The sequence below is a fragment of the Pedobacter sp. UYP1 genome (assembly GCF_040547305.1).
GTDB lineage: Bacteria > Bacteroidota > Bacteroidia > Sphingobacteriales > Sphingobacteriaceae > Pedobacter.
On sequence record NZ_JBEPPL010000002.1, the window covers coordinates 472,370 to 496,114 of the forward strand.

General features: G+C 39.9%; 21 protein-coding genes. 15 read left to right on the top strand and 6 right to left on the bottom strand.

Features of this window, described 5'->3' with window-relative positions:
• Positions 1-43 precede the first annotated feature (43 nt).
• Positions 44-1,318, bottom strand: a complete 1,275-nt coding sequence (gene purD / locus ABIB30_RS06040) for a phosphoribosylamine--glycine ligase (RefSeq protein WP_354300210.1) — start codon at positions 1,316-1,318, stop codon at positions 44-46.
• Positions 1,319-1,560: 242 nt separating this feature from the next.
• Here purD and secA point away from each other — a divergent pair, with 242 nt between their 5' ends.
• From secA to ABIB30_RS06085, 9 genes are all read left to right on the top strand, one after another.
• Positions 1,561-4,872, top strand: coding sequence for a preprotein translocase subunit SecA (secA, locus tag ABIB30_RS06045; RefSeq protein WP_354300212.1), 3,312 nt, complete (start codon positions 1,561-1,563; stop codon positions 4,870-4,872).
• A gap of 81 nt (positions 4,873-4,953) precedes the next feature.
• The gene (locus tag ABIB30_RS06050) at positions 4,954-5,376 is read left to right on the top strand and encodes an SPOR domain-containing protein (protein ID WP_354300214.1); all 423 of its coding nucleotides are present in this window, start codon (positions 4,954-4,956) and stop codon (positions 5,374-5,376) included.
• An 8-nt stretch (positions 5,377-5,384) separates the two neighbouring features.
• Positions 5,385-6,572 (top strand): M20 metallopeptidase family protein, encoded by a 1,188-nt coding sequence (locus ABIB30_RS06055; RefSeq protein ID WP_354300216.1) that lies wholly within the window; start codon positions 5,385-5,387, stop codon positions 6,570-6,572.
• Positions 6,573-7,505, top strand: a complete 933-nt coding sequence (locus ABIB30_RS06060) for a hypothetical protein (protein ID WP_354300218.1) — start codon at positions 6,573-6,575, stop codon at positions 7,503-7,505.
• Between the two features lie 11 nt (positions 7,506-7,516).
• Positions 7,517-8,317, top strand: a complete 801-nt coding sequence (locus ABIB30_RS06065) for a hypothetical protein (RefSeq protein ID WP_354300220.1) — start codon at positions 7,517-7,519, stop codon at positions 8,315-8,317.
• 133 nt (positions 8,318-8,450) lie between these two features.
• Positions 8,451-9,116 carry an SGNH/GDSL hydrolase family protein gene (locus ABIB30_RS06070; protein ID WP_354300222.1) on the top strand — a complete coding sequence of 222 codons (666 nt, stop codon included), beginning with the start codon at positions 8,451-8,453 and terminating at the stop codon, positions 9,114-9,116.
• Positions 9,117-9,125: 9 nt separating this feature from the next.
• Positions 9,126-11,126: a DNA primase gene (dnaG, locus tag ABIB30_RS06075; protein ID WP_354300224.1), complete on the top strand. Its 2,001-nt coding sequence runs from the start codon at positions 9,126-9,128 to the stop codon at positions 11,124-11,126.
• A complete protein-coding gene (locus tag ABIB30_RS06080) occupies positions 11,126-11,488 on the top strand; it encodes a YraN family protein (RefSeq protein WP_354300226.1) in 363 nt (120 codons plus the stop codon). Before dnaG ends, ABIB30_RS06080 begins: the two co-directional genes overlap by 1 nt.
• Positions 11,469-12,566 (top strand): glutaminyl-peptide cyclotransferase, encoded by a 1,098-nt coding sequence (locus ABIB30_RS06085; protein ID WP_354300229.1) that lies wholly within the window; start codon positions 11,469-11,471, stop codon positions 12,564-12,566. Before ABIB30_RS06080 ends, ABIB30_RS06085 begins: the two co-directional genes overlap by 20 nt.
• Positions 12,567-12,598: 32 nt before the next feature.
• On the opposite strand, the gene ABIB30_RS06090 is transcribed toward ABIB30_RS06085, so the two are convergent.
• Positions 12,599-13,135, bottom strand: a complete 537-nt coding sequence (locus ABIB30_RS06090) for a DUF4251 domain-containing protein (RefSeq protein WP_354300231.1) — start codon at positions 13,133-13,135, stop codon at positions 12,599-12,601.
• A 142-nt stretch (positions 13,136-13,277) separates the two neighbouring features.
• Positions 13,278-14,924 (bottom strand): glucose-6-phosphate isomerase, encoded by a 1,647-nt coding sequence (gene pgi, locus ABIB30_RS06095; protein ID WP_354300233.1) that lies wholly within the window; start codon positions 14,922-14,924, stop codon positions 13,278-13,280.
• Positions 14,925-15,105: 181 nt separating this feature from the next.
• Between pgi and ABIB30_RS06100 the strand changes: the two genes are divergently transcribed.
• The 3 genes from ABIB30_RS06100 (at position 15,106) to ABIB30_RS06110 (ending at position 17,687) form a co-directional block, all read left to right on the top strand.
• Entirely contained in the window at positions 15,106-15,609 is a 504-nt protein-coding gene (locus ABIB30_RS06100) for a hypothetical protein (protein WP_354300235.1), read from the top strand.
• 71 nt (positions 15,610-15,680) lie between these two features.
• Positions 15,681-16,758 (top strand): peptide chain release factor 2 gene (gene prfB / locus ABIB30_RS06105; protein ID WP_354300237.1). Its coding sequence is split into 2 segments (ribosomal slippage): positions 15,681-15,740 and positions 15,742-16,758, totalling 1,077 coding nucleotides; the frame shifts between segments, so codons are not numbered across the junction.
• Positions 16,758-17,687 carry an alpha/beta hydrolase gene (locus ABIB30_RS06110; protein ID WP_354300239.1) on the top strand — a complete coding sequence of 310 codons (930 nt, stop codon included), beginning with the start codon at positions 16,758-16,760 and terminating at the stop codon, positions 17,685-17,687. Before prfB ends, ABIB30_RS06110 begins: the two co-directional genes overlap by 1 nt.
• Here the strand turns inward: ABIB30_RS06110 and ABIB30_RS06115 are convergent.
• A complete protein-coding gene (locus ABIB30_RS06115; RefSeq protein WP_354300241.1) occupies positions 17,684-18,553 on the bottom strand; it encodes a transglutaminase-like domain-containing protein in 870 nt (289 codons plus the stop codon). The two genes, ABIB30_RS06110 and ABIB30_RS06115, sit on opposite strands and share 4 nt — an antisense overlap.
• A gap of 44 nt (positions 18,554-18,597) precedes the next feature.
• Between ABIB30_RS06115 and ABIB30_RS06120 the strand changes: the two genes are divergently transcribed.
• Positions 18,598-19,380 (top strand): O-methyltransferase, encoded by a 783-nt coding sequence (locus tag ABIB30_RS06120; RefSeq protein WP_354300243.1) that lies wholly within the window; start codon positions 18,598-18,600, stop codon positions 19,378-19,380.
• Here the strand turns inward: ABIB30_RS06120 and ABIB30_RS06125 are convergent.
• A complete protein-coding gene (locus ABIB30_RS06125) occupies positions 19,377-20,507 on the bottom strand; it encodes a BamA/TamA family outer membrane protein (RefSeq protein ID WP_354300245.1) in 1,131 nt (376 codons plus the stop codon). The two genes, ABIB30_RS06120 and ABIB30_RS06125, sit on opposite strands and share 4 nt — an antisense overlap.
• A 91-nt stretch (positions 20,508-20,598) precedes the next feature.
• The gene (locus ABIB30_RS06130; RefSeq protein WP_354300247.1) at positions 20,599-20,937 is read right to left on the bottom strand and encodes a DUF6686 family protein; all 339 of its coding nucleotides are present in this window, start codon (positions 20,935-20,937) and stop codon (positions 20,599-20,601) included.
• 234 nt (positions 20,938-21,171) lie between these two features.
• Here ABIB30_RS06130 and ABIB30_RS06135 point away from each other — a divergent pair, with 234 nt between their 5' ends.
• Together ABIB30_RS06135 and ABIB30_RS06140 are read left to right on the top strand one after the other, a co-directional pair.
• Entirely contained in the window at positions 21,172-22,152 is a 981-nt protein-coding gene (locus ABIB30_RS06135; protein ID WP_068403980.1) for a deoxyhypusine synthase family protein, read from the top strand.
• 251 nt (positions 22,153-22,403) lie between these two features.
• Positions 22,404-23,699, top strand: coding sequence for a c-type cytochrome (locus ABIB30_RS06140; protein ID WP_354300250.1), 1,296 nt, complete (start codon positions 22,404-22,406; stop codon positions 23,697-23,699).
• The last annotated feature ends 46 nt before the right edge of the window (positions 23,700-23,745 follow it).

Genomic DNA, 23,745 nt, shown 5'->3' on the forward strand with positions numbered 1-23,745 from the left:
GTTAAAAAAATAATTTTTTTGTGAAAAGCATCAGAAATCTGATTTACATCAAATCAAAACCTATATCTTCTCTAAAATATTTCCCGTCAAAGTATATCCTTGCTGCATCAGCTGTTGCGGACTGTAATGCCTCAAACATGTTATCCTGTAAACTTGTTACCGCCAACACACGTCCGCCGTTACTTTTAATTACACCACCTTCTGCAACTGTTCCTGCATGGAAAGCCAAAGACTTACGGATGTTATCAATTCCGGTTATTGCTTTGCCTTTTTCATAATCGCCAGGGTAACCACCTGCTACAATTACAACTGTAGCTGCACTTTTCGGGCTGATTTTCAGTTGAACATCTTTTAACTGCTTTTTCGAAGCTGCGATGAAAAGCTCTACTAAATCGTTCTCGATTCTGGGTATAACACTTTGAGTTTCAGGATCACCCATTCTGCAGTTATATTCAATAATCATTGGTTTATCGCCAACCTTGAATAGTCCGAAGAAAATGAAACCTGTATAATCTATTTTATCTTTCTTTAAGCCGTTAATTGTGGGAATGATAATGCTATTTTCAACTTCCTTTAAGAATTTTTCATCTGCAAAAGGAACTGGAGAAACAGAACCCATACCACCTGTATTTAACCCAGTATCACCTTGACCAATACGTTTGTAATCTTTCGCTTCTGGTAAGATCACATAATTATCGCCATCAGTTAATACAAATACGGATAATTCAATTCCTGTTAAGAACTCTTCGATCACCACAATCGCACCTGCATTCCCAAATTTACCTTCACTTAACATCAAGGTCAGTTCAGCTTTTGCGTCTGCTGCGGTTTCACAAATTAATACACCTTTTCCTGCTGCTAAACCGTCTGCTTTTAAAACAACCGGTAAGCTGTGGGTTTCCAGGTAAGCTAATCCTTCTGCCAAAGTCTCTTTGGTGAACGACTTAGAGCCCGGGTGAGGAATGTTATGGCGTGCCATAAATTCTTTAGAGAAATCCTTGCTGCCTTCCAGTATAGCGCCTTCTTTTTTAGGGCCGATAACCGGGATGCCTGCTAGTTTATCATCCGCCAGGAAAAAATCATGAATACCATTTACCAGAGGTTCTTCGGGCCCCACAACAACAAGCTCAATCTTCTCCGTTAAAACAAACGTTTTGATTGCTGCAAAATCATTCGGATTCAGGTTTACATTTTTACCATATGCTGCTGTTCCACCATTACCTGGTGCGATAAATAGTTTTGAGCATTGTTCAGATTGACTCATCTTCCAGGCGAAAGCGCTTTCTCTTCCACCAGAACCTAATAATAAGATATTCATATTCAGCAAAGATAAACGCTTTGCCTAAATTTTAGACAGACTCTCCTAAATTATATTCATCCAATCATTACCGCAAGATGACAAATTGTACTTATCTGCTTAAATAAAGCTGGTATAGCCGTAACAATTACAAGATATTTTGTAGTTTTATCCCTCGATAACTGCCAAAGTGACCTATAGACTGGTGTGGCTTGGTTGTTGTAAAATGATGATTTTAAAACAAATAAAACATAAATAAAACGATGCTGGGATTTTTAACCAAAGTTTTTGGAAGCAAATCAGAAAGAGATATTAAGGCAATCCAACCACTTGTCATTAAGATAAATGAAGAATACGCTAAGCTTTCGGCCTTAAGCAATGATGAATTGCGTAACAAAACTGTCTATTTCAAAGACATTATAGCCAAATCTTTAGCGGAGATTGATACTCAAATTAGTACCCTGAAAACTGATGCTGATGGTCAGGATTTATCATTGCCTGAAAAAACTGCCATTTATGAGCAGATCGATGTACTGGTAAAAGACAGAGATAAAGAATTAGAAGTTATATTAATGGAAATCCTTCCTGCTGCTTTCGCAGTGGTGAAAGAAACTTCAAGACGTTTTGCTGAGAATCCTACGCTTGAAGTTACGGCTTCTCCATATGACAGGGAGTATGCTGCGCGCAGAGCTAACGTGAAAATTGAAGGCGATAAAGCTTACTGGGCTAATTCATGGGATGCTGCGGGAAGTACAGTAGTATGGAACATGGTTCACTATGATGTACAGTTAATCGGTGGTATCGTCTTACACAATGGTAAAATTGCTGAGATGGCAACGGGTGAGGGTAAAACGCTGGTAAGTACATTACCTGCTTACCTGAATGCTTTAGCTGGTCAGGGTGTACACATTGTAACAGTGAATGATTACCTGGCACGACGTGACTCGGAGTGGAATGGTCCTTTATTTGAATTCCATGGTATCAGAGTAGATTGTATCGATAAACATGAGCCTAACTCTCAGGAACGTAGAAATGCCTACCTGGCTGATATTACTTATGGTACAAACAATGAGTTTGGTTTTGATTATCTGCGTGACAATATGGCGCAGGAACCAGGTCAGTTAGTACAACGCAAATTGCACTTTGCAATGGTGGATGAGGTCGATTCAGTATTAATTGATGATGCACGTACTCCATTGATTATCTCAGGTCCGGTTCCTTTTGGAGATCAGCATGAGTTTCATGAGCTGAAACCAAGAATCGAACGTTTGGTAAATGCCCAAAGAGAATATGTGACCAGAGCTTTAAATGAAGCTAAAAAATTAATTGCAGATGGTAAAACCGGAACTGAAGAAGGCGAAGGTGGTTTAGCTTTATTAAGAGCACACCGTGGTTTACCAAAAAATAAAGCACTGATTAAGTTTTTGAGTGAAGGAAATAACAAAAATATCCTGCTTAAAACTGAAAACAGCTATATGGCTGATCAGTCGAAAAATATGCCTAAAGTAGATTCACATTTATATTTCTATATCGATGAGAAAAACAACCAGGTAGAATTAACAGAAAAAGGAATTGAACTGATCACCAAATCTGGTGAGGATGAGCATTTCTTCGTGTTGCCTGATGTAGGTACTGAAATTGCTGAAATTGAGAAATCAGCTTTGGAAAGCGAAGATAAGATTGCACAGAAAGATGCTTTGATGCGCGATTACTCTATCAAAGCAGAACGTGTTCACTCTGTGAATCAATTGTTAAAAGCTTATACCTTATTCGAAATGGATGTAGAATACATCATCGATGAAGGTAAAATCAAAATTGTAGATGAGCAGACTGGTCGTATCATGGATGGCCGTCGTTATTCTGATGGTTTACACCAGGCAATTGAAGCTAAAGAAAATGTGAAAGTAGAAGATGCTTCACAAACTTATGCGACAGTTACTTTACAGAACTTTTTCAGAATGTACCATAAATTATGTGGTATGACTGGTACAGCAACAACTGAAGCTGGTGAGTTCTGGTCTATCTACAAACTGGATGTGGTAGAGATACCTACAAACAGAGTGATGCAGAGAATGGATGAGCAGGATTACGTTTACCGTACTGTTCGTGAAAAATATAATGCACTTGCAGAAGAAATCGTAAAATTAACAGAAGCAGGAAGACCAGTGTTGGTGGGTACTACCTCTGTAGAGATTTCAGAGCTGTTAAGCCGTATGCTGAAATTACGTGGTATTAAACACAACGTACTGAATGCGAAAATGCACCAGAAAGAGGCTGATATTGTAGCTGAAGCTGGTCAGGCTGGAACGGTTACGATTGCAACCAACATGGCTGGTCGTGGTACGGATATTAAATTAGGTGCTGGTGTTAAAGAAGCAGGTGGTTTAGCTATCGTTGGTACAGAGCGTCATGAGTCGCGTCGTGTAGACAGACAGTTACGTGGTCGTGCAGGTCGTCAGGGAGATCCGGGTTCTTCTCAGTTCTTCGTGTCACTGGAAGACAATTTAATGCGTTTATTTGGTTCTGAGCGTATTTCTAATATCATGGTCAAAATGGGAATTGAAGATGGTGAAGTAATTCAGCATTCTATGATTACCAAATCTATTGAGCGTGCACAGAAAAAAGTAGAAGAAAATAACTTTGGTATCCGTAAGCGTTTGCTGGAATATGATGATGTGATGAACTCGCAGCGTTCTGTAATCTATGCAAAACGTAAAAATGCTTTGTTTGGTGAGCGTCTGGATGTAGACATGAACAACATGGTGTTTGATGTGGCTGAAGATGTTGTTTCTGAATACAAAGAGGCTGGTAATTATGAAGGTTTCAAATTAGAGGTCATTAAAAACTTCTCTTTGGATACTGATATTACTGAGGCCGAATTCAGTTCAAGAAGTATCCATATTTTAACTGATAAGTTGTTTGAAGAAGCAACTACGTTTTACGCAAGAAAATCTGAAAACATCATTCTTCAGGCGATGCCTGTATTAACACAGGTGTTTGAAGAACGTGGTGAGCATATTGAGCAAATCGTTGTTCCTTTTACTGACGGAATCAGAAGTATCCAGGTTCCTGTGGAATTGAGAAAAGCAATTGCGAATCATGGCAGAGAAGTAACGAAGTCGTTTGAGAAAACTATCGTTCTTGCTTTAATCGATGAGTCATGGAAAGAGCATTTGCGTGAAATGGACGAGTTAAAACAGTCTGTACAGAATGCAGTTTATGAGCAGAAAGATCCTTTAATCATTTACAAAATGGAAGCTTTCAATTTGTTTAAAAACATGTTGAACGCAGTGAATAAAGAAGTAGTAAGTTTCTTATATAAAGGTGGTATCCCGATGCAGCAGGAAGCTGATGACATCAGAGAAGCGCAGGCACCTAAGCCGGTAGCGAGCAAATTGCAGTTATCAAAACCTGAATTTGCTTCTTCAACCAGTACAGGAGATGTACAGTTTGAGGATACACGTGAGGCGGTTCCGCAACAACCGATTCGTAAGGAAGTTACTATCGGAAGAAACGATCCTTGCCCTTGTGGAAGCGGCAAGAAATACAAAAACTGTCATGGTGCAGGATTGTAATTTGTAATACACATAAAGAATGCCGATTTTTGTAAAAAGAAATCGGCATTCTTTTTTTTAGCACAGTTTGTAACCTTTCCTATGAAAACACTTTTTACATTTATTATTTGTTGCTTTTCTTTTGCTGGTTTCGCCCAGAAAAGAGGAGAAGTGGTCATTGTGAAAGATCCGCTGGTAGACAGCCTGATCGAAAAAAGGATCGCTTTAAGCAAAAAAGCAGTACCCGCCACGGGGCACAGAAATGGAGCAATTGTTTCACAGATGGGTTTCCGCGTACAGGTGTTTTATGGTTCAGACCGTAGAAAGACTTTTAATGAACAGGTACGTTTTAAATCGGCTTATCCGAAGCTGAACACTTATATTACTTATAAAGAACCAAATTATTATCTCCGTGTGGGCGATTTCAGAACGCGTCTGGAAGCTCAGAGACTGATGAATGAACTCAGGTCAACGTTTCCGACTTTGTTCATTTTCAGAGAAAAAATCAATGCACCCCGTTTATAGCCAATCAAATGATCAATAAAGAACAGATTCAAAATTTAGCAAATACTATATTTCAGGATGTTGTAGGTTATCGTCAGCATCTTCATATGAATCCGGAACTTTCTTTTGAAGAGTTCCAGACTTCAGCATTTATTCAGGATAAACTAACTTCCTGGGGTATTCCTTTTACGCTGATGGCGAATACTGGAGTAGTAGGTTTGATCAAAGGGGATCTGCCGTCTGATGAGGTTATTGCACTTCGTGGAGATATTGATGCTTTGCCAATCATTGAGGCGAATGACAAGCCTTATGTGTCGAAGAATGTTGGGGTAATGCATGCCTGCGGTCATGATGTACATACTTCTTCTTTGTTGGGAGCTGCGTTCATTCTGAACGAGATGAAGGCAGAGTTTGGAGGAACGATTAAATTGATTTTTCAGCCGGGTGAGGAAATCCTTCCGGGGGGGGCAAGTTTGATGATTGCGGAAGGGGTGTTGGAGAATCCAAGGCCGGCAAGCATTATCGGACAGCATGTAATGCCCTGGATAGATGCAGGAAAAGTGGGTTTCCGTTCTGGTATTTATATGGCATCTGCCGATGAATTATATGTAACGGTTAAAGGAAAAGGTGGGCATGGGGCACAGCCTCAGCAGAACATCGATCCTGTATTGATTACTTCTCATATTATTGTGGCTTTACAACAGATTGTAAGCCGTAATGCGGATCCAAGGTTGCCATCTGTTCTTTCTTTTGGAAAGGTGATTGCAAATGGTGCGACTAATATTATTCCAAATGAAGTGAAGCTTGAAGGAACTTTCAGAACGTTGAATGAGGAATGGAGAGCGGAAGCGAAACGTTTGATGAAGAAAATGGCTGAAGGGATTGCAGAAAGTATGGGTGGTAGTTGTGAGTTTAATATCATGCATGGTTATCCTTTTTTAGTGAATGAGGAAAAATTAACAGCAAGTGCACGCGGTTATGCGGAAGATTATTTAGGGAAAGAAAATGTGGTTGATCTGGATATCTGGATGGCTGCGGAAGATTTCGCTTATTATTCTCAGGTTACTGATGCTTGTTTCTATCGTTTAGGTACGGGAAATGAGGCTAAAGGGACTAAATATTCTGTACATCATCCAAATTTTGATGTGGATGAAGATGCGTTGAAAATATCTACTGGCCTGATGGCTTATATTGCTTTAAAACAATTAGGGAACTAAATGAAGGGGTTTCTTATTACTGCTTTACTGTTTTGCTGGTTTGGAAGTTTTGCGCAGGAAATTCCGCGTTTTAATCCGGATACGATCAAGACGATCCAACTGGATTCTAATGTAAATATTGTTGCTCAGAAGCTGAGCGTCGAGACTTTTATCAGGGCGATTACGACTGATACGAGTTTTTATGCGGCATTCAGAAAGATGAAAAAATATAGTTTCATCGCTGAAAACAGGATTTATACTTATGATAAGAAGAATAAGGTAAACGGGAAAATTTACCGCAAGATCAAGCATTCCAATTCCGGGCCGGTAAGGATGGAATACCTGGTTAAACAGGATACAGGGAAGGTGTTTAAAAAGAATGGCAAGTATCAATTGTATACAATAGAAATGTTTGATTACATTTTTATGAATGCTTATAAGTCTGACCTGGTTTCCAGTACTCCCACCTCTTCTCCGGGGGGTAAGGGTGATAGCAATTCAAGCTATAAGGATAAGTTAAAAACATTGATTTTTAATCCTGGAAAACCGGTAAAGGGGATTCCTTTTATTGGCAGCAAAACGGAGATCTTTACCCCGAATATGCGCCAGTATTATGATTATAATTTCCAGAGCGGAACTTACCTGGATTCGATCCCGGTGTACCGTTTCAGGGTAAGTGTGAAGAATGATTTAAGTTCATGGACCAAGGATGGTTTAATGATCAAAGAATTGGTTACGATTTTTGATAAGCATGATTTTGCAATTCTTGGCCGTTATGTGGATATGAAATACAGCAATATGCTGTTTGATTTTAATGTACAGATGAATATTGAAATGGGCTATTTTGGGGAGGATAAATTACCGACCAAGATTACGTACCAGGGAAACTGGAATGTGCCTTTTAAGAAAGAAGAAAGGGCAAGCTTTTTGATATTGCATAAAGATTATCATTAGAATTTTCAGGAATGACACATCAGCAGATATTAGATAAACTAGCAGCGGGAGGGGTAGTCTCCTGTATTGATGATGAACTGGCCAGACTGGTAGGCTGGTCAATGAATGAAGAATTTGAAACTGCGGATCAGCAGCTTGCTGATTTTCTTCCCAAATTATTGTCCCGGTGGAATTGTGTATTGAAGGCTGGAAAAGAAGAAGTTGGTGCTTATTATAAAGAAAAAGTGATTCTTGTATTGGCTGTATTACTGCATAAGTATGGTTTTAAGGATAAAGCGATTACTGAGCAGGCATTAAAGGCAATCGATAAATTGAATAAAGGGGTGGTGCTGAGTGATCATTTTTTCAGAAAGACGGAAGAGATCAAGGCTGTTTTAAATTCTGATCCGGTACCACTTAAAAAAAGACCAGGACATCGTGAGAGTATCACTTTCTACAGATCAAAAGATGTAATTTCATTCCAATTGGATGGTCAATTTTATGCGGCTTATATCCATGATCTGGTTGGGCAGAATAATTATCCTATTATAGAATTTTATGATCAGGTTTTTACGCGGGTTCCGGAATTAAAGGACTTGAAGGGTCTAAAAGCCAGGGGAGCTGTCTATAATGATGAGGTAGCAAGGATTTCTCTTGATGCTATTTATCTGATGAAATATTTACCAGACCTTGCGAATCAAGTTCACCTGATTGCTGCGGGAGTAGAAGAAAAACCATCAAATGACCATCTTGAAGAGTCAGTTGGGCTATATGGAATGAGTGATATATTCCGGATACAAGATTCGATCAGGGGTATGTTTAAGCCACGTTAAAAAATCAGGCGTTACGGAATAGGCATTAAAGCTTTACCTAAAAAAGTTCTAAATTGGTTACCTTTGATTCCTGGGGATTTTAACCAGATTTCCGGCGATACCAAACCCTATTCTAACCACAAAACGCATGTTCATGAAAAGACTGATTCAAACTATGGCATTTCTGGCTACAGGATGCTTGTTACTTACTTTTATGGCTATGAAAGCCAAATCTAAAAAGATTATTTTCTTTGGTGATTCTATTACCCAGCAAGGTGCCCAGCCGGGCGGTTATGTTGATTTGATCAGTAAAAAACTGAGTTCCCCGGCTTATGAAGTTATTGGAGCTGGAATTGGCGGGAACAAGGTATATGATCTTTACCTGCGTTTAGAAGATGATGTTTTAAATAAAAAACCAGACCTGGTTGTCATTTATATCGGTGTAAATGACGTGTGGCACAAACAGAGTTCTCATACGGGAACGGATCTGGATAAATTTGTGAAATTCTACCAGGCATTAATTAATAAAATTCAGACTAATGGTGCTAAGGTTGTCGTTTGTACACCAGCAGTTATTGGAGAAAAAAAGAGTGGTTCCAATGAACTGGACGCTGAGCTGGATACCTATTCGGCAGCGATCAGGGAACTGGCCACTAAAAATAAATTGGTGTTATGTGATTTGAGAAAGTTGTTTACGGACTATGATTTGCACAATAATCCACAGGATCTCCCAAAAGGAATCTTAACAACTGATGGCGTACATCTTAATGAAAAAGGTAATCAAACGTTAGCTGCAACGTTGATACCACTAGTCAAGTAATTTGTTTGAATGATATATCAGGATACTATTAATAAAATCATGGACACTTCCCGTATTGAGGAGGTTGTTGGTGATTTTGTGTCTTTAAAGAAGCGTGGGACAAGCTTAATCGGTAATTGCCCTTTTCATAATGAGAAAACACCTTCTTTCCACGTATCGGTTACTAAAGGCATCTACAAGTGCTTTGGTTGCGGTAAAGGGGGAGATTCTGTGCGTTTCATTATGGACCACGAGAAGTATTCTTATCCTGAGGCTTTAAAATATCTGGCGCAGAAATACAATATTGAGGTTGAGGAGAAGGAAGAGAGTCCGGAAGTTCTGGAGGCCAACAACGCAAGGGAAAGTTTATATGTAGTCTCGTTGTATGCGGCAAATTATTTCGCCAATGAATTGTGGACAGGTGAACAAGGCCGTGCAATTGGTTTAAGCTATTTTAAAGAACGCGGTTTCCGGGAAGATATCATTAAGAAATTTGAATTGGGATATTCCCCTGATCAGTGGGATGCTTTAATTTTAAGTGCAGCTTCGGCAGGACATAAGGAAGAGTATCTTGAAAAAACTGGTCTGGCCATCCGTAATGAGAAGGGAAAGGTTTATGATCGTTTCCGGGGCAGGGTCATGTTCCCGATCCATAATTTTACCGGCAGGGTAATTGGTTTCGGTGGCCGTACACTGAAAACAGATAAAAATGTCCCTAAATATGTCAACTCTCCGGAAAGTGATATTTACCATAAATCAAATGTGCTTTATGGTTTGTATCAGGCTAAAAAAGCAATCCGGGATTTAGACAATTGTTACCTGGTAGAGGGGTATGCGGATGTGCTTTCTGTACATCAGGCAAATATTGAAAATGTGGTTGCCTCTTCGGGTACTTCATTAACGATCGAACAGATCAGGCTGATCGGACGTTTTACGCAGAATGTAACCATTTTATATGATGGGGATGCGGCTGGGATTAAAGCTTCGCTGCGTGGATTGGATATGATCCTGGAAGAAGGGTTGAATGTGAAAGTTGTTAACTTTCCTGATGGCCATGATCCGGATTCTTATATGCACAAGGTTGGCGCCGGTGCGTTTAAGATTTATATAGAAAATAACCGTAAGGATTTTATTCTTTACAAGGCAGATACGCTGTTAAAGGAAGCGGGTACAGATCCGATTAAACGTGCGGGTATTATCAGGGATATTGTAGAAAGTATCGCCAAGATACCAGATGATATCAAAGCTTCTGTATTTATCAGAGAGTGCAGTCATTTGCTCCAGGTAGAGGAACGGATGTTAATGACCGAGCTGAACAAAATCCGTTCGGCAAAGTTTAAAAAGGGTGGACAAGGTCAGGGACAGCAGCAGGGATACCAACAAGGTTATCAGCAGAAGTCGTCCAATACGAACCAGCATTCTCCTTATCCGGATGGCCCGCCTGATAATTTGTTTGATGACAATGCGCCTATGGATCTTCCGGAAACGGAAACCCGGGCGGATGATGATTTATTACAGGAACATGAGATTGTAAGGCTTTTGCTAGCCTTTGGGCATGAGCTGGTGAGCTGGGATAACATTGATAACATGTACATCGGTTCTTTTATCATGCAAAACCTTTCTGATGTTACTTTTGAGGATGAAACCTGCAAGCTGATTATTCAGAATTACAAAGAAGAAATTGAGAACGGCCATTTGCCGGTGGCAAATCAGTTTATTAAAAATAGTGACCGCAATGTTGCCGATCTGGCGATTACTTTATCCAGTTCCCCTTATTCGCTAAGTGAGAACTGGTATAACAAGCACAAGATTTATGTGCGGGATGAAACGGTTAATTTAAAAGCGACTATTCTGGGTGGGCTTTTTCATCTGAAAAAGAGAAAGGTTGACCGTATTCTGCTTGGTTTACTACAGGAGATTAAAGTGGAAACGGATGCTGTGAACCAGGAGATCCTGATGCAGCGGTATGCACACATAAAAAATGTGGAACGGGAAATTTCCAGGTTTTTAGGATCTGTTGTCATTAAATAATGGCGGCGCATAACGAACTGGGAAGAAGAGGGGAGCAATTGGCTTCGTCTTATTTACAGCAGCTCGGTTATCGCATTCTGGAGAAAAACTGGGTGTTTAAAAGAGCAGAAATAGACCTGATTGCTTTTTATGACAGTAAGCTTATTTTCGTGGAGGTAAAAACCCGTAGCTCTGTCGGGCATGGTGAACCAGAAGATTTTGTGGACTGGAAAAAGGAAAAGCAAATGGAATTCGCCTCCGCTATTTATATCGACAGAAAGAACCATCAAGGGGAAATTCGGTACGATATTGTTGCAATTGTTTTTGAAAATGAACAACTTTATAAAATTAATCATATTGAAGATGCATTTTGGCCAAACTAATACGCTCGTTAAATTACCTAAATTAATACTCCTGATTGGTGCACTTACTGGTATTACTTTCGTGATCTCATGTAAAAGCGGCGGTGGAACTAGTGATGCACTGAGCTTCAAACTTCCTGAACAGGGGCAGAGTTATGGCCTGGGTGAGGATGTAAGGGTTCAACTGGACGTTCCTGCTGAGGGTAAAGTAAGTAGTGTAAATTATCTGCTGGATGGTAAACCAGTGGGATCAAAAAATAACGGAGAGGCATTGACCATCAAAACTGGTGATTTGTCGCTGGGTTATAAATTGATTACTGCGGTAGTGGATAATGGATCCAAAAAAGATACATTAACGATTAATATTGTTCTGAAGTCGTCGGTTAAGCCAACTGAGTTCACTTATAAAGTGATCAATACTTTTCCGCATGATACAAGTTCTTATACACAAGGTTTAGAATATCACAATGGCCGTTTGCTGGAAAGCAGCGGTGAGTATGGTTTTTCTACTTTAAAATGGGTAGATCTGCATACGGGTAAAGCGTCTCCGAAGATTGAGCTGGAAAAGAAATTCTTTGGGGAAGGCTCTACGCTGATTGGCGATAAAATTATTTTGCTGACCTGGAAAGAAGATGTTGGGTTTATTTATGATGCCAGGTCGTTAAAACAGTTAGGTACTTTCCCTTATCAGAATAGCAGAGAGGGTTGGGGGCTTGCCTTTGATGGGCAGCGGATCATTAAGTCTGATGGAACTAACCGGATCTGGTTTTTAAACAAAGACAACTATAAGGAAGAAAGTTATGTAGATGTCTATGATAACAACGGAGAGGTCGCTCAATTGAACGAATTAGAGTACATAGACGGGAAAATTTATGCTAACATTTATCAAACAGATAAAATTGCTGTTATAGACCCTAAAAGCGGCTCTGTATTGAGTTATGTTGACCTGACCGGAATATTACCTGCAAAAGACAGATTTCCTAATACAGATGTGTTAAACGGGATTGCGTGGGATGCTGCTGGTAAACGTCTTTTTGTAACTGGAAAGAAGTTCAGTAAGTTGTTTCAGATACAGCTTGTTCCGGTTACGCCAAAATAAGTATTGGATTTGCACACAGCATTGGTCTGTGCCTATTTTTTCTTTTTTAATTCTGGTTCAGTGATGTTCCCTTCAAAGCTGATGGCTTGCTGGTTATTGCTGGTGACAGAGAGGGTAGCACGACCTGCTTTTGTAATGGAAAGCGTCAGGTTGTAATTGTCTTTCACATCTTTTGGATTAATCAGAATCAGCCAGCTGCCTTTTTTATTTTTAGTGCTTTTGTAAGTAAAATCTTTAGACTTGAATTTAATGCCGCTATCATTGGGATCTCCGATTTTAGGGGTATAAGATCTGCCGTAATAAGGAAGGTAAGAAACCAGGCTATCTGGGGTTATGGTCAGGTTGTAATTTGATCCTGAAAGGTTAATATTGCCTCCACCGGTATAACCCGGCATTCTGCTCATCACGTTGTTAATGTCTGCAGCATTCAAAGGATTTGCGCTGTTGGCGACAAATACATAGTTTTTTGCTTCTACATTTTTTGTAGTGGTTTCTTCTGCCGTCTGAGCTTTTAATTGAAAGCCTGAAAAGATAAGAACCAGGAGCAGACAATTTTTAAACGTTTCCATTTGTATATATTTTATAATTTGTTTGCTTGATTAACGAATTTAAGCCTAAGACAGTTTTTAGGAATAAAGGTTTAATATAAGAAATGTACAAATGGAAACGTTTAGTTAATATTCCTGTCTATTGCTAAACAGGAACATACGCTTATCTCCAATCTTTATATTGGTTGATTAATCCGTTTGTAGAAACATCGTGTGAGGAAACAGAGTCGTCATTCTTCAATTCAGGAAGGATGCTTTTTGCCAGTTGTTTTCCTAATTCCACACCCCATTGGTCAAAGCTAAAAATGTTCCATACGATACCCTGAACAAATATCTTGTGTTCATAAATAGCAATCAGTGTTCCCAGGCTGCGTGGTGTTACTTTTTTCAGTAAGATGGAGTTCGTTGGCCTGTTACCTTCAAACACTTTAAATGGCGCAAGTTTTTTGATCTCTTCTTCTGTTTTTCCTTCTTTTTTCAATTCAGCGGTTACCTGTTCTTCGGTTTTACCGTTCATCAGGGCTTCTGTTTGTGCAAAGAAGTTAGAGAGTAAAATTGGGTGATGCTCTCCGATTGGATTCAGGCTTTGTGCAGGTGCAATAAAATCACAAGGTATAATACGTGTACCCTGGTGAATCAGCTGATAGAATGCGTGCTGACCATTTGTTCCTGGCTCACCCCAGATAATCGGGCCTGTTTCATAAGTAACTTCATTTCCGTTACGATCTACATGTTTACCATTGCTTTCCATATCTCCTTGCTGGAAATAAGCTGCGAAACGGTGCAGGTATTGATCATATGGAAGGATAGCTTCTGTTTCTGCATCAAAGAAATTGATGTACCAGATGCCTATTAAAGCAAGGATAACGGGCACATTGTTCTCAAATGGAGTGTTTTCAAAGTGCTCATCTGCTGCGTGTGCACCAGCTAATAGTTCTTTGAAATTAGCAAAACCTACGCTTAATGCGATAGGCATACCAATAGCACTCCATAAAGAGTATCTGCCACCTACCCAGTCCCAGAAACCAAACATGTTTGCAGTGTCAATTCCGAATGCAGCTACGTCTTTGGCATTGGTAGAAAGAGCTGCGAAGTGTTTCGCAACGTCCTCTTGTTTTGCGCCTTTGTTCAGGAACCATTCTCTTGCTGTATTCGCGTTAGTCATGGTTTCCTGTGTCGTGAATGTTTTTGAAGCGACCAGGAACAGGGTAGTCTCAGGATCTACATTTTTCAGGGTTTCCACGATATGTGTGCCATCTATGTTTGACACGAAATGCATATTTAAATGGTTCTTGTAGGCTTTCAGGGCTTCAGTAACCATCACTGGTCCTAAATCAGATCCGCCAATACCGATATTCACTACATCAGTAATTGCTTTACCTGTATAACCTTTCCATGATCCGGAAATAATTGCCTCACTGAATTTCTCCATCTTGGCCAGTACTTCGTTGACATCGTCCATCACATTGACACCATCTGCGTAAACCGGCTTATTGCTTTGATTACGCAAGGCAGTATGTAAAACAGCTCTGTCCTCTGTTTGATTAATCTTTTCTCCGCTAAACATTGCTTTAATGGCTTCGTCCAGTTTACATTCTCTGGCAAGTTGCATCAGCAAAGCAAGGGTAGTATCATTGATCCTGTTTTTTGAATAATCCAGCAGGATGTCTTCGAAAACCAGTGAAAACTTCTCAAAACGCTTTTCATCTTCTGCAAACAGTTGTTTTAAGTCCTTTTCATTAATGTCAATGAAGTGATCAGCCAGATATTTATAGGCCGCTGTCTCTGTAAAGTTTATGGTTGGTAACATAAATAATGGTGTTTCTGTAAATGTATAATTTAAATGTCGGCAGATTGGATTGTATTTAATAGTAAAACGGGCTTTTAAATTGAATATTTTACTTTTAACAGTTAAATGAGTGGTTGTCACTGGTTTTTATTTATATTATATTTAATAAAAAATAACAGTTCACCTATAAAAACTACCCATTATGTTAGAAAATTTAAATCAACTGGTTAAGGATAGTACTCAGGATGCTATTGTCAATAATAGTGAAATTCCTGATGAGCATAATGAGGCTGCGATTTCTGCGGCTTCGGGATCTATTGTTGATGCCTTAAAACAACAATTATCTTCTGGTAACATTGGTGGTCTTGTAGACGCTTTTAAAGGTGGAAATATTGAGGGGAGTGCTGTCGCGCAGGACGCTTCGGCTGGCTTTATTGATAAATTGGCCGGCATGGGAATTAACCTGGATACAGCCAAAGGAATTGCTGCTTCTGTTATTCCCGGCATAATTGGTAAATTCATTAACAAAACAAATGATCCTGATGATAGCTCTTTTGATCTTAAAGATGTATTGAGCAAAATATCGGGGCCGGATGGAAAGTTTGAATTGTCAGATCTGACCAACTTATTCACGGGTGCTAAAGCAGGGGAACCGGGTGCTGAAGGCGGTGGTATTGTAGATAAACTTAAAGGGCTTTTTAGCTAAATATAGATACTAATTTCGTAAAAGGCTATCTGGATGTTGTTCAGGTAGCCTTTTGTGTTATATTTGTGATTATGACAAAAGAACAAATACAGGATTTAAGGGACAGAGTAGCGTCGCTGAGGAGGCATCTTTGACGTCGAAACCCGACTCGAAGCTATTTATATAGAACAGGAGCTTACCTTACAAACAGATTTTTGGGATGATCCCAAAAAGGCTGAAAAGCATTTGGCAGAAATGAACTCCAAAAAAGTGTGGACCGATGCCTGGCAGAAAGTTAACGCGGAGTTTGAGGATACACAGGTCTTATTTGATTTCCTGCAATCCGGTGATGCTACCAAGGAGGAGATGGAAGAGCAGTACGAAAAGTGTCTGCATCTGATCGAGGATCTGGAATTGAAAAACATGTTGAGCAGCAAGGAAGATCAGCTGAATGCAGTGATGCAAATTACTGCGGGTGCTGGTGGAACTGAAAGTTGTGACTGGGCAGCCATGCTGATGCGGATGTATATCATGTGGGGCGAAAAGAATGGCTACAAGGTAACTGAGCAGGATTTTCAGCCTGGAGAGGTGACTGGTGTAAAATCGGTTACTTTACAGTTTGCAGGGGATTTTTCTTATGGCTATTTGAAGGGGGAAAACGGAGTGCATCGGTTGGTGCGAATTTCACCTTTTGATTCTAATGCACGCCGGCATACTTCATTCGCTTCTGTTTATGTTTATCCATTAGTGGATGATACGATCGAGATTGAAATCAAGGACGCGGATATTGAATTTGAGACTTTCCGTTCTGGTGGAGCGGGTGGACAAAATGTAAATAAAGTGGAAACTGCGGTACGTTTGTATCATAAACCTTCTGGTATTGTAATTAAAAACCAGGAATCGCGTTCTCAATTACAGAACAAGGAGAATGCGTTAAGACTCCTGAAGTCACAGTTATATGAAGCTGTCATGCGCGAAAGAATGATCGCTTCTGCTGCTGTTGAAGGTTCAAAGATGAAGATTGAGTGGGGCTCACAAATCAGAAACTATGTTTTACATCCGTATAAACTGGTGAAAGATCTGAGAACTAATTATGAAACGTCTAATGCACAGGCTGTCCTTGATGGGGAGCTGAATGATTTTTTGAAAGCATATTTAATGGAATTCTAATGCATAAAAATTGGTTGTTACTTTTAGTTATGGGAATATTGGTGGGGAGTGGAGTACAGGCTCAGGAAGTGATGAAGCTGTACTCTGGAAAAATACCGGGAGCAAAATCGGCTCCTGCTACTTATAAACAAAAAGAAACAATCATTAAGGGCAAAGTTTTTGGACTGAGCAAGGTCACTGACCCTTCGCTCAGTCTTTATGCTGCTGATCCGCAGAAGGCAAATGGAACAGCTGTGATTATTTGTCCAGGGGGTGGTTATGCTTTTCTGGCTACGGACCATGAGGGAGAGGAAGTGGCACGCCGTTTTGCTGCACTAGGTGTAACAGCGTTTGTGTTGAAATATCGTTTGCCGAGTGACACGATTATGGTGGACCGTTCTTCGGGCCCTTTACAGGATGCGCAGCAGGCAATTTACCTGGTTCGTAAAAATGCAGCCGCCTGGCACATTAATCCTTCGAAAATCGGGATTATGGGCTTCTCTGCTGGTGGACATCTTGCGGCTTCGCTTGCGGTTCATTATGGCGATCTTAAAATTAAAAATCCCGGAGGACTGAGTCTCAGACCTGATTTTGCAGTGTTGATTTATCCGGTGATCAGTTTTACAGCTTCAGCGCATACGGGCTCTGTCAAAAATCTGCTCGGTCCGGATGCTACGCAGGCACAAAAGGAATACTTTTCTAATGAGTTGCATGTGAATGCGCAGACGCCAATAACTTTCCTGGTGCATGCGAATGATGATGATACTGTGCCGGTTGAAAATACCATCCTGTTTAACCAGGCTATGGTGAAGAATAAGGTTCCTGTGGAAACTCATCTTTACCAGACAGGCGGGCACGGGTATGGTATGCACAATACGAAGACTTCTGATGATTGGTTTCTTCGTTTGCAGGAATGGATGCTGGCTAATCAGTTGTTAACTACAAACTAGAGTTCGCTTTTGATCAGGATATCCTGTAATTCTTTCAATTCTTCTACTTTATCCGGATTACCAAGATTTTCATAAGCAGAGATCAGGTTACGGATAATCCTGCGGATAATTTCCACGTTACTGCATGGGGCATAAAACCCCGGTAATGGCTGCAGATTGAGCTGGCGTAAAAACTGGTCTACGTCGTGTTTGCCGAAAATAGCTCCTTTGTTAAAGGCATTGATGTAAAACAACACCCCGAATTCATTTTCTTCTCTTTTGCTTTCATCAATATAGCCAAGTATGAAATGCTGCGGCAGGTTGACGCCATAAACCGGAATATCCAATTTCTGTGCAATGGTGGCATAAATAATAGCCAGAGAGATCTGGTTCCCTTTTTTAGTCTCCAGCACCTGGTTAATGTAGGAGTTCTGCGGATCGTGGTGGTTCTTCGTGTTGCCTTTAAAGCCGTGGATGTTATAAAAGATGTGGTTAATGAGCTTGATTTTCTCTACAGAACTCATTTCGTATTGCAGGTTCGTCCAGATTTCTCTTTTAAGTTCTTCAATCTGGTTGATTACTTTCTGTTCGTCCAGGTCAGGATATTGATAACGGTTGATGACTAAGGCACCTTGCAGAAGATCAAACGCACCGCTCTGGTACCAAAGGTTAAGATCTTCTTTGACAGTGTTAAACTGGATCTGATGAACGATGTTTTCTATTCTTTCCTGTAAAAGTGTATCGAGGGATTTCTCCCATTCCGTTTCCAGAAAGTGAATGACCGAAGTTCCGTGTTCAAGGAGACGTTTTGCTACTTGTTCAAAAACTTCCTGGTCAGTGTCATCGAGTAATTTTACCAGTGCTTTTATTTCTGTACTATTTTCCATTAAAAAATACCAATTAGAATAATCGTTTATCTATTTTTGCAGTTATGGCATTACAATTTATCAGCGACTATCTGAAACATCGTTTAACCTCTAAAAGCAGGCACGGTACCCATTCGCCTTTTGTTTATCATTTGGTAGATGAGGTAATTTACGATTTTAACTCCAAAACTGAATACAAAGATATTGAGGAACAAAGAAAAAAACTTTTAAATGACGATGCCTTAATCACGGTTACTGATCTTGGTGCTGGTTCTCATCTGAACAAAAACCGTACAAAAAAGGTAAAGGAAATCGCTAAAAATGCGCTGAAGTCGCCAAGGTTAGCGCAATTGATCTATCGCCTGGCAAAAAACAGTAAGCCTGCAAATTTGATCGAATTGGGTACTTGCCTTGGCATTACCACTGCTTATTTATCGAAGGCTTGCCCTGCTTCAGATATTATCACGATTGAGGGGTGTCCGGAGACTGCTAAGAAGGCTTATGAGAATTTTCAGGACCTTGAACTGGATAATATAGAGTTACAGGTGGGTAATTTTGATGTGTTGTTGCCGGTTGTAATTGATCAGGCCGCAAAGCTGGATTTTGTTTATATCGATGGTAACCACCGTAAAGATGCTACGATAAATTACTTCAAATGGTGCTTGCCAAAGGTGCATGAGGATTCATTACTGATCTTCGATGATATTTACTGGAGCAAAGGAATGAAGGAAGCATGGGAAGAAATCAAGAACCACCCGGATGTAACGGTAACGGTAGATTTATTCTGGATCGGTCTGGTCTACTTCAAAAAAGGCCAGAAAAAGGAACATTTTAAGATTAAGTTCTAAAATGCTTCTGCCAGGCTCAGGTAAAATCCCGATTGTCTGGCTTCATTCGGTCTTTTCTCTCCAACTGCATAGTCTGCTCTTACGCTCAGGCCTTTAGCCGGATCGTAGAAGTATCTTAATCCTGCCCCGACAGATGGCTTAAATTGTTTAAGAGAGAAATCTCCGTTGGCAAAAACACGTCCGCCGCCGCCAAATGCAACTAAGCCGAAGCGGTTATTGTAACGGTACCGCAATTCTGTTTGTGCGGCCAGTAAGTTTTCGTCTCTATAACGGCCTGAATAATAGCCACGCATCATTTCATCATTACCGAGTTGCGGTAACAGATAGAATGGGGTGTTATTGCTTTGTACAGTGTGATAAATACCATTAACACCTAAGACGAATTTTTTGGAAAGTGACCAGAAGTTACGGACAACTACTTTGATCTGGCTGCCAGAAAAATCGTTTCCGCCAAAGATATTCGGGGCATATTGATAGGATACCCTGCCAAAAAATCCTTTGGTCGGGTAGTTATTTGAGTTCCTGGTATCGTAGGTTTGAGAGACACCCAGATAAACGACAGATCCTCCATTTTTACCTAATACCGCCGGATCTGTTTCGTAAATACCTCCTGGCTCTTTGTCTTTAAAGCTGAAGTTTTCAAAGCCTAAGGATACGCCTGTATAAAAGAAGGGAAGTACGTTTTTCTCTACGTCGAAGAATGCCCTGATCTGACGTTGCACCAACCTGTCTTTATCGGCTTCGAGGGTCTGGTTCCCAATTCCGTAAAAGTTAAAGGGCATACTTCTGAACCTGAGTTCGCTGATCAGGTGAAAGGCATTGTGTTTAGTCCACACGTCACCTTTCAGGCTGATGTTATATTGTTTTTCAGTAGAAAAGGAGAGTACTGTTGAAAAATTGGAACTACGGTTTAAAGTATCTTTCCGATCCATATAGGTGGAATAAAGACCGCCAAAGCCAAACTCTAATCCTGTTTCCTGAGCGTATCTTAACAGAGGAAGTGGCATGAAACTCGCTTTACGGGTAGTGTCCACATCTTCTGACAACATACGTTTGATCAGTTTCATTTGTCCAAATCCATGAAGCGTTGAGAGCAATAGGGTGGTGGAAAGCAAAAATTTTCTCATTAGAGTGGGCTGCGCGTAGTTATAATAGGGTAAAATAAAGGCGCTAAAGTAAGCAATTTATGAGTAAAATCTGGTGCAGCTTTATTTATCGCTAATGATTTGTTCCGGGCTCTGCTCCCATCAGGGTATAAACTTCTTTCATAAACACAGCTTCGTTGAGCATAGAGCGGAAAGAATCCAGCTCATCGTGCGTAAAGGCAAAGCTGATGTCTTCATTTGGGGTACGTAATAATATTCTCTCCTTTTTATCTGGAAAGGGCAGGCTGGTTTCTGAGAAAGCGAAGTTTTGAATAATATCTTTAAAGTTTAAAAAGTCATTGTGGGTAAAGTTTAACAAGAGATTGTTATGCCAGATGTAAAATACATTACAGCATGGGCAATGTGATATTGCAGTGTCTTTTCCTGAACTTAAAACTATTGTTTTGCACATAGGATTGCATTTTTGAGTTTAACAATTAAGCATAAAAAGAGAGCGGCTTTGTTAGAATAGTCCAAACATAATACATTATTTATAATTATTCTAAATAAAAAAGAATATTTGTCTAAGGATTCTAAATAAAAGCACTGATTGATTAATAAGGTGGTGTTGAGCGGGGAGTCGTTTTTAACGAATATTTCCTTATTTTTGCGGCGGTTTATATAAAACAGAATAATCTTAATTAAAATGAGCGTAACAAGAGGACCAATATCAAAATTCATGGAAGGGCATTACCTCCATTTCAATGCAGCAGCAATGATGGATGCGGCTAAAGGCTATGAAACGCATTTAGATGAAGGTGGAAAAATGATGATTACCCTGGCTGGTGCAATGAGTACTGCTGAACTGGGAATTTCATTAGCAGAGATGATCCGTCAGGATAAAGTTTCTATAATTTCATGTACAGGTGCGAATCTGGAAGAGGATATTATGAACCTTGTTGCCCATTCACATTATAAACGTGTACCTAACTACCGTGATTTAACTCCTCAGGATGAGTGGGATTTATTGGAAAACCATTATAACCGCGTAACTGATACTTGTATCCCTGAAGAAGAAGCTTTCAGACGTTTACAGAAACATATTCAGGAGATCTGGACAAATGCTGAAAAAGCAGGTGAGCGTTATTTCCCGCATGAGTATATGTACAAAATGTTATTGAGCGGCGTGCTTGAGCAATATTATGAAATCGACCCTAAAAATTCATGGATGCTTGCAGCTGCGGAAAAAAATCTGCCGATTGTAGTTCCGGGATGGGAAGATTCAACGATGGGAAATATCTTCGCTTCGTATGTGATGAAAAATGAATTACAGGCTTCTACAGTAAAAAGTGGAATTGAGTATATGGGTTACCTTGCAGACTGGTATATTAAAAACAGTGGTGGAAAAGGAATCGGATTCTTCCAGATTGGTGGTGGTATTGCAGGAGATTTCCCGATTTGTGTAGTGCCTATGCTATATCAGGATATGGAAATGGAGAATATTCCTTTCTGGACTTACTTCTGCCAGATCTCTGATTCTACGACTTCTTATGGATCGTATTCTGGTGCTGTTCCGAACGAAAAGATCACCTGGGGCAAGCTGGACATCAATACGCCTAAGTTTATCGTGGAATCTGATGCAACTATCGTAGCGCCATTGATTTTTGCCTGGATATTAAAAATGTAAATTATAATTCCAAATCCTTATCTGGATTTTTGTCGTATAGAAAATCAGCAAATAGAAAAATTTGCTGATTTTCTTCGTTTAAAGCCATAAAATGGAAAAGTTTAGAATGATTATAAATTGTATTTACTGTCATTTCTTTGTCATTGGTAACTTAATAAATTTTACTTTTGTGGACGTTTTGGTGAAGAACAAGAGTTTAAACATCAATACGTTCATTACAGTTTTTTAAAATAAAGCATAAAATACTCATTATGAGGAATATCTCATTGATCATTAGAAGAGTTTGGAAGTCGGCATTTATGTTTACGGCTCTATCTGTTTTAATCGTTTCTGGTACGCAAGCACAAGACGCAGTAGAAGGTAGAAAAATCTTCAAGGAAAAATGTACTTCATGTCATGCACTGGACCGCGATTTGATCGGCCCGGCATTACAAACGATTGTACCTACAAAGAGCGAAGCGTTTTTGTTAAAATGGATCAACAATGCTCCGGCATTTATCGCGTCGGGAGACAAAGAGGCTGTAGAGGCTTCGAAGTTCAATCCGAATGCCGACATGACAGCGTTTCCATCATTAACGCCTGAGCAGATTAAAAGCATCCTTGCTTACGTAAAAGTAGGTGAGCCTAAGAAAGTAGAAGCTGCTGGTGCAGCTACTGGTTCTGATGAAGTTTCAAACTTCTCTATCGTAGGAGTAATTGCTGTAATCCTGATCTCTATTATTGTATTAGTGATCCTGGCAAGAGCAATCAAAATGCTTGAGCGCCTGATCCTGAAAAAACAAGGTGTAGAAATCGAAGAAGACGAAGAGAAAGCGTCAATGTTAGCTGGCATTGGTCAGTTATTCAAAAACAAGAAGTTTGTTTTCTTCGTGATCCTGTGCTTAGTGATAAGCTTAGGTTCATTTGGATGGATGGGCATGTGGAACACTGGTGTTGCTACAGGTTACCAGCCAACACAGCCAATTAAGTTCTCTCACGAATTACACGCTGGTGTAAACCAGATTGATTGTCAGTACTGTCACGCTGGTGCATTCGAATCTAAAAACGCAACCATACCTTCGCTTAACGTTTGTATGAACTGTCACAAACAGGTACAGGCCAGAGACAGCCATGATGGAAACATCTCTCCTGAGATTCAGAAAATCTACAATGCATTAGGTTACGATGCAGATAAAATGACTTATGACAAGTCTAAAGAAAAACCAATTGAGTGGGTACGTGTTCACAACCTTCCTGATTTCGCTTACTTCAATCACTCGCAACACGTTGTTGTAGCTGAAGAAGCTATCCGTAAAGAAAAAGGGTTGAAACCAAACGAGCCAGTTTGTTTTGCTTGTCACGGACCAGTGAATACAATGGAAGAGATTTATCAGTATTCTCCTCTAACCATGAAATGGTGTATCAACTGTCATAAAGACACCAAGTTAGAAGTTAAAGACAACGCATTCTACACCAAAATTATTGAGGCTCATGAGAAAATCAAAAAAGGTGAGAAAATTACACCTGCAGCATTAGGTGGAATTGAGTGTGGCAAATGTCACTATTAATAGAGTTTAGTAAAAAGAACGTTCGATAAACAGTAATATAGCTTAA

What these genes read in the sequence shown, in the direction of transcription:
- purD (WP_354300210.1), bottom strand. Translation starts at nt 1,318, where the DNA reads ATGAATATCTTATTATTAGGTTCTGGTGGAAGAGAAAGCGCTTTCGCC.
- secA (WP_354300212.1), top strand. Translation starts at nt 1,561, where the DNA reads ATGCTGGGATTTTTAACCAAAGTTTTTGGAAGCAAATCAGAAAGAGAT.
- ABIB30_RS06050 (WP_354300214.1), top strand. Translation starts at nt 4,954, where the DNA reads ATGAAAACACTTTTTACATTTATTATTTGTTGCTTTTCTTTTGCTGGT.
- ABIB30_RS06055 (WP_354300216.1), top strand. Translation starts at nt 5,385, where the DNA reads ATGATCAATAAAGAACAGATTCAAAATTTAGCAAATACTATATTTCAG.
- ABIB30_RS06060 (WP_354300218.1), top strand. Translation starts at nt 6,573, where the DNA reads ATGAAGGGGTTTCTTATTACTGCTTTACTGTTTTGCTGGTTTGGAAGT.
- ABIB30_RS06065 (WP_354300220.1), top strand. Translation starts at nt 7,517, where the DNA reads ATGACACATCAGCAGATATTAGATAAACTAGCAGCGGGAGGGGTAGTC.
- ABIB30_RS06070 (WP_354300222.1), top strand. Translation starts at nt 8,451, where the DNA reads ATGAAAAGACTGATTCAAACTATGGCATTTCTGGCTACAGGATGCTTG.
- dnaG (WP_354300224.1), top strand. Translation starts at nt 9,126, where the DNA reads ATGATATATCAGGATACTATTAATAAAATCATGGACACTTCCCGTATT.
- ABIB30_RS06080 (WP_354300226.1), top strand. Translation starts at nt 11,126, where the DNA reads ATGGCGGCGCATAACGAACTGGGAAGAAGAGGGGAGCAATTGGCTTCG.
- ABIB30_RS06085 (WP_354300229.1), top strand. Translation starts at nt 11,469, where the DNA reads ATGCATTTTGGCCAAACTAATACGCTCGTTAAATTACCTAAATTAATA.
- ABIB30_RS06090 (WP_354300231.1), bottom strand. Translation starts at nt 13,135, where the DNA reads ATGGAAACGTTTAAAAATTGTCTGCTCCTGGTTCTTATCTTTTCAGGC.
- pgi (WP_354300233.1), bottom strand. Translation starts at nt 14,924, where the DNA reads ATGTTACCAACCATAAACTTTACAGAGACAGCGGCCTATAAATATCTG.
- ABIB30_RS06100 (WP_354300235.1), top strand. Translation starts at nt 15,106, where the DNA reads ATGTTAGAAAATTTAAATCAACTGGTTAAGGATAGTACTCAGGATGCT.
- ABIB30_RS06110 (WP_354300239.1), top strand. Translation starts at nt 16,758, where the DNA reads ATGCATAAAAATTGGTTGTTACTTTTAGTTATGGGAATATTGGTGGGG.
- ABIB30_RS06115 (WP_354300241.1), bottom strand. Translation starts at nt 18,553, where the DNA reads ATGGAAAATAGTACAGAAATAAAAGCACTGGTAAAATTACTCGATGAC.
- ABIB30_RS06120 (WP_354300243.1), top strand. Translation starts at nt 18,598, where the DNA reads ATGGCATTACAATTTATCAGCGACTATCTGAAACATCGTTTAACCTCT.
- ABIB30_RS06125 (WP_354300245.1), bottom strand. Translation starts at nt 20,507, where the DNA reads ATGAGAAAATTTTTGCTTTCCACCACCCTATTGCTCTCAACGCTTCAT.
- ABIB30_RS06130 (WP_354300247.1), bottom strand. Translation starts at nt 20,937, where the DNA reads ATGTGCAAAACAATAGTTTTAAGTTCAGGAAAAGACACTGCAATATCA.
- ABIB30_RS06135 (WP_068403980.1), top strand. Translation starts at nt 21,172, where the DNA reads ATGAGCGTAACAAGAGGACCAATATCAAAATTCATGGAAGGGCATTAC.
- ABIB30_RS06140 (WP_354300250.1), top strand. Translation starts at nt 22,404, where the DNA reads ATGAGGAATATCTCATTGATCATTAGAAGAGTTTGGAAGTCGGCATTT.